Origin of the sequence: Nocardiopsis sp. MG754419 (assembly GCF_018207095.1) — a bacterium.
In the GTDB taxonomy this organism is placed as follows: Bacteria; Actinomycetota; Actinomycetes; order Streptosporangiales; family Streptosporangiaceae; genus Nocardiopsis.
Genome location: NZ_QOCZ01000261.1, coordinates 1 through 3,721, shown reverse-complemented (window position 1 = coordinate 3,721; position 3,721 = coordinate 1). Strand labels below are relative to the sequence as shown.

At 69.8% G+C, this 3,721-nt stretch carries 4 protein-coding genes; 1 reads left to right on the top strand and 3 read right to left on the bottom strand.

Features of this window, described 5'->3' with window-relative positions; all coding sequences use genetic code 11:
- Positions 1-107: 107 nt before the first annotated feature.
- Together DSY14_RS27290 and purS are read right to left on the bottom strand one after the other, a co-directional pair.
- The gene (locus tag DSY14_RS27290; protein WP_211719477.1) at positions 108-584 is read right to left on the bottom strand and encodes an ATP-binding protein; all 477 of its coding nucleotides are present in this window, start codon (positions 582-584) and stop codon (positions 108-110) included.
- Positions 585-807: 223 nt separating this feature from the next.
- A complete protein-coding gene (gene purS, locus DSY14_RS27285) occupies positions 808-1,050 on the bottom strand; it encodes a phosphoribosylformylglycinamidine synthase subunit PurS (RefSeq protein WP_017606999.1) in 243 nt (80 codons plus the stop codon).
- 269 nt (positions 1,051-1,319) lie between these two features.
- Between purS and DSY14_RS27280 the strand changes: the two genes are divergently transcribed.
- A complete protein-coding gene (locus DSY14_RS27280; protein WP_211719476.1) occupies positions 1,320-1,952 on the top strand; it encodes a sigma-70 family RNA polymerase sigma factor in 633 nt (210 codons plus the stop codon).
- A 315-nt stretch (positions 1,953-2,267) separates the two neighbouring features.
- Here the strand turns inward: DSY14_RS27280 and DSY14_RS27275 are convergent, their stop codons facing one another.
- Positions 2,268-3,368 carry a CPBP family intramembrane glutamic endopeptidase gene (locus DSY14_RS27275; RefSeq protein ID WP_211719475.1) on the bottom strand — a complete coding sequence of 367 codons (1,101 nt, stop codon included), beginning with the start codon at positions 3,366-3,368 and terminating at the stop codon, positions 2,268-2,270.
- Positions 3,369-3,721: the final 353 nt, after the last annotated feature.

Sequence of the window (3,721 nt, the reverse complement as noted above, 5' to 3'; positions counted from 1 at the left end):
GTCGGGAGGGGTCACGTCCGCCGCACCCCGAGCGGACGGTGCACGGGGTGCGGGGTCGAAGGTCGTGGGGGCGCCGGGTGGAACGGAGGCGGCCCCGGGCCCGCCCGCTAGATCAGGGCGAAGCGTGAGTACGCGTCCTCCCCGGTGGTCGCGTCGCCGGCCCGGTCACAGGACGTGGCCCTTTTGCGCAGGATGACCGTGGTTCGGGGCTCGCCGCTGAAGGCGACCTCGTCCATGAGGTAACGCATCAACAAGATGCCCCTCCCCGATTCCGATTCCAGTCCCGGGAGGGGCGTGTGGGGAGAGGTGAACCGGTCGGCGAGGCCCGCCATGTCCGGAACCCTCCCGCTATGGGAGATGCGCAGCTCACACCAGCCGGGCGCGAACTCCGTCTCCACGTCAAAGGTCTCCGAGTGCCCGCCGTGCTCGATCGCGTTGGCACAGGCCTCGGACACCGACAGAAGAATGTCGTCGATGCACTCCTGGCACAGACCGGATCTGCGCAGGAGGGCGCCGAGCATGTCGCGGACGATCGCGACCGTGTACGCCTCTCGTGGGAGGGAGATCGAGAATACGGTGTCCATTCGTGCACCTCTCGTGCTCCGTGGGTGGTCGGCTCGGCACGTAAGGAAGCCTTCCCGAGCGGGCTCCGAGTAAAACGAACAGCCGCGCCCTCAGGGGGCACGGCTGAACAAGCCGGACACTTCCGGCATCGGGTTCCGCTCGATGGGCCTCGGTACCGCCCGGCCCTCCGCCGGCGGGGTCCGGCCGTGGGAGCGGTCGCGGGTCCGAGGGGCCGCGGAGGGATCAGGCGGGGCGCACCTCGAAGTCCTCGATCACCGTGTTGGCGAGCAGGGTCTCGGCCAGGCGGCGCACGTCGGCGAGCTTGGCCTCGTCCACCTCGCCCTCGACCTCCACCTCGAAGCGTTTGCCCTGGCGGACCTGTTCGATCCCCTCGAAACCGAGGCGGGAGCAGGCTCCGGCGATGGCCTGACCCTGGGGGTCCAGGATCTCGGGCTTGAGCATGACGTCGACGACGACGCGGGCCACAGGTCCTCCACAGGAAAAACGGGTATGCCATTGGGTCCACCGTGCGCGGCGCGCGGGACGCGGCCGGTGGCGACGCCAGCGTATGACACCCACCGGTGAGGGCGGGCCGTCCAGGCGCCACGCTGGACATTTACCGCACTCTTAACGGGACTGGCTATGGATTCGGTAGGCCCGTGACCCTCATCACGTTGATTGATGTCATCATTGGGAAGGTGAAGCTGCGTCTAACAGTGTGGAAGTGATCGTTCCGGTCGTCCCGAGGGGGAATCTTGACGACGCTCGAAAAAGATCAGATCTCCACGGCCGGTGAGACCCAGGACGAGGGGCAGACGCTCGACTTCGCCACCGCGGTCACACCGTTCGGAGATCAGCTCTACCCGACGGCCCTGCGCATGACGCGCAATCCGGCCGACGCGGAGGACCTCGTCCAGGAAACATTCGCCAAGGCCTTTGCCAATTTCCACCAGTTCCGTGCGGGCACCAACCTGAGGGCCTGGCTTTACCGGATCCTGACGAACACCTTCATCAACAGCTACCGCAAGAAGCAGCGCGAGCCGCGCCAGGAGACCACGGACGAGATCAAGGACTGGCAGTTGGCCGCCGCCGAGACGCACACCTCGACGGGGATGCGGTCGGCCGAGACCGAGGTCCTGGACCACCTGCCCGACTCCGACATCAAGCAGGCGCTCGCCCGACTCCCGGAGGAGTTCCAGGAGGTCATCTACCTCGTGGACATCGAGGGCTACGCGTACAAGGAGGTCGCCGCGCGCATGGGCACGCCCCTGGGCACGGTGATGTCCCGGCTTCACCGCGCACGCCGCCAGCTGCGCGAGATGCTCGCCGACTACGGTCGCGAGCGCGGCATGAGGGTGCCCGCCACCGCCGGCTCCGCCGCCGAGTAACCGCTGGTCGCGGCCCCCGAACAGGGGGAGAAGAGGGTCTGGTGGGCACCGGGCCGGACGGTGCCCGAACCTCGGTGTTCGGGACGTCCGTCATCCACCCTCCGGGCGGTTCCGTGGCCGCCCCCGGCCGGCCTGCCCGCAGAGACGTCCGTGATCGTGTCCCGGCTCCTTCCGGGCCCCGATCGCGTTCCGCCGACAGAGGTGACGCGAGGTGGGTGTCCCGCGCACACCGGCGGCCCCACAGCGTTCTCCGTACACAGCGCGCCGATGCCGACACCGCGTCGACACCGGCGCTTGCGTCATGCCCGGAACCGCTCAGCGAGGCTCGGTCCCCCGCGCCGGTTCCGACGTCGCGGTGGGCTCGGAGTGGTGCTCCGCGGGGGTCGTCGCCGGACCCGTGTCCCGGGTGCGGAACCATACGACCGCGGTGATCCCCACCAGGAGCACGCAGGGCAGGAGCATGACCGCCGACCCGGCGCCGACCGTGCGCTCCATCCCCTCCTCGAAATCGGTGTGCATCGTCAGCGAGAGGAGGAAGGCGAGCGTGTTGTTCACCGCGTGGACGACCACCGCGAGTTCGAGCCCTCCCGTGCGCCAGGTGATCAGCGCCAGAGTGGCCCCGAAGACGAAGTAGTAGAGGTTGAGCCACGGGTCCAGGGCCAGGTGCGCCACCATGAACAGCAGGCTCGACACCACCACGCCGAGCACGAGCGCCGTGCGCGGTCCCCGCCCCCAACTCGCGGCCACCCGGAAGGCGAGCCCGCGGAAGCCGTACTCCTCACCGGCGGACTGCAACGGCGCCAGCAGGACCACGATCCCGAACATCGCGATGAGGTCCGCCGCCGCCCACGCCGTCGTCGGGTAGGGCGTGAACAGGGTGAAGACGGTCAGGTAGACCGTCCAGATCGGCAGGACGACCAGCAGGGACCGGCCGAACACCTCCATGCGGAACAGCGACCGCACCGAGTGCAGCGAGGCGCCCCGCACGCCGTAGAGCCACCGCTGGACGAGCATGCTCCACGGCAGGAGCAGGACGAGTCCGAGCAGGCTCGCCGCCATGGCCACCGGCGTGAACCCGCCGCCGTTCATCGGACCCGGCCGGCCCAGCGCGAGGTCCACGAACATGCCGAGGAAGGCGAACCCGAAGGCGAAGACGAGCATGCCGACCATGAGGAGCGTGAGGGCGGCGATGCCCCGCCAGATCCCGCGCTTCTCGCGGGCGAGGACACGGTGGTACTCCACACCCGGGGGCACCGGGCGCGGACCGCGTCGACGCCGGGGTGCGGTCGCCCCGGCGGGGCTGGCGCCGGGGGCCTGGGGCGGTTCCTGCTCCGCACCGGCGACCGGGGGCACGGTGGGTGCCTCGTGCGGCTGCGGGGAGGCCGGTGGGGGTGACTGGTCGTCTTCGCGGTTCATGTCTCGAACCTAGATCCGGGGGCCCGCGTCCGGCAGTCGTGGGAATCACCGGAATTCGCTGCGATCCACACGGGTCGGCGCATGACAACCGTCATACGCCGTCCCGCGCGGCGCCCGCCCACCGGTCCTCGATCCCGCGTGTCGCACCACGTGGGAGGTGCGGTTCGGGTGCCGGCGGGCCCCGAAGGCTCTCGCCCCGCCGTCGGTCGCCCGACGGCGGGGCGAGGCGAAGCGAAGGCGAGGAAGCGGCACGGCCTAGGTGTACTGACCTGAGAGGTTAGGTACGCGGGAGGCGGGAGGGCCGCTGTTCGCGGTGTGGAACCGGTGGTGATTGTAGTGGTGCAACCACCCGG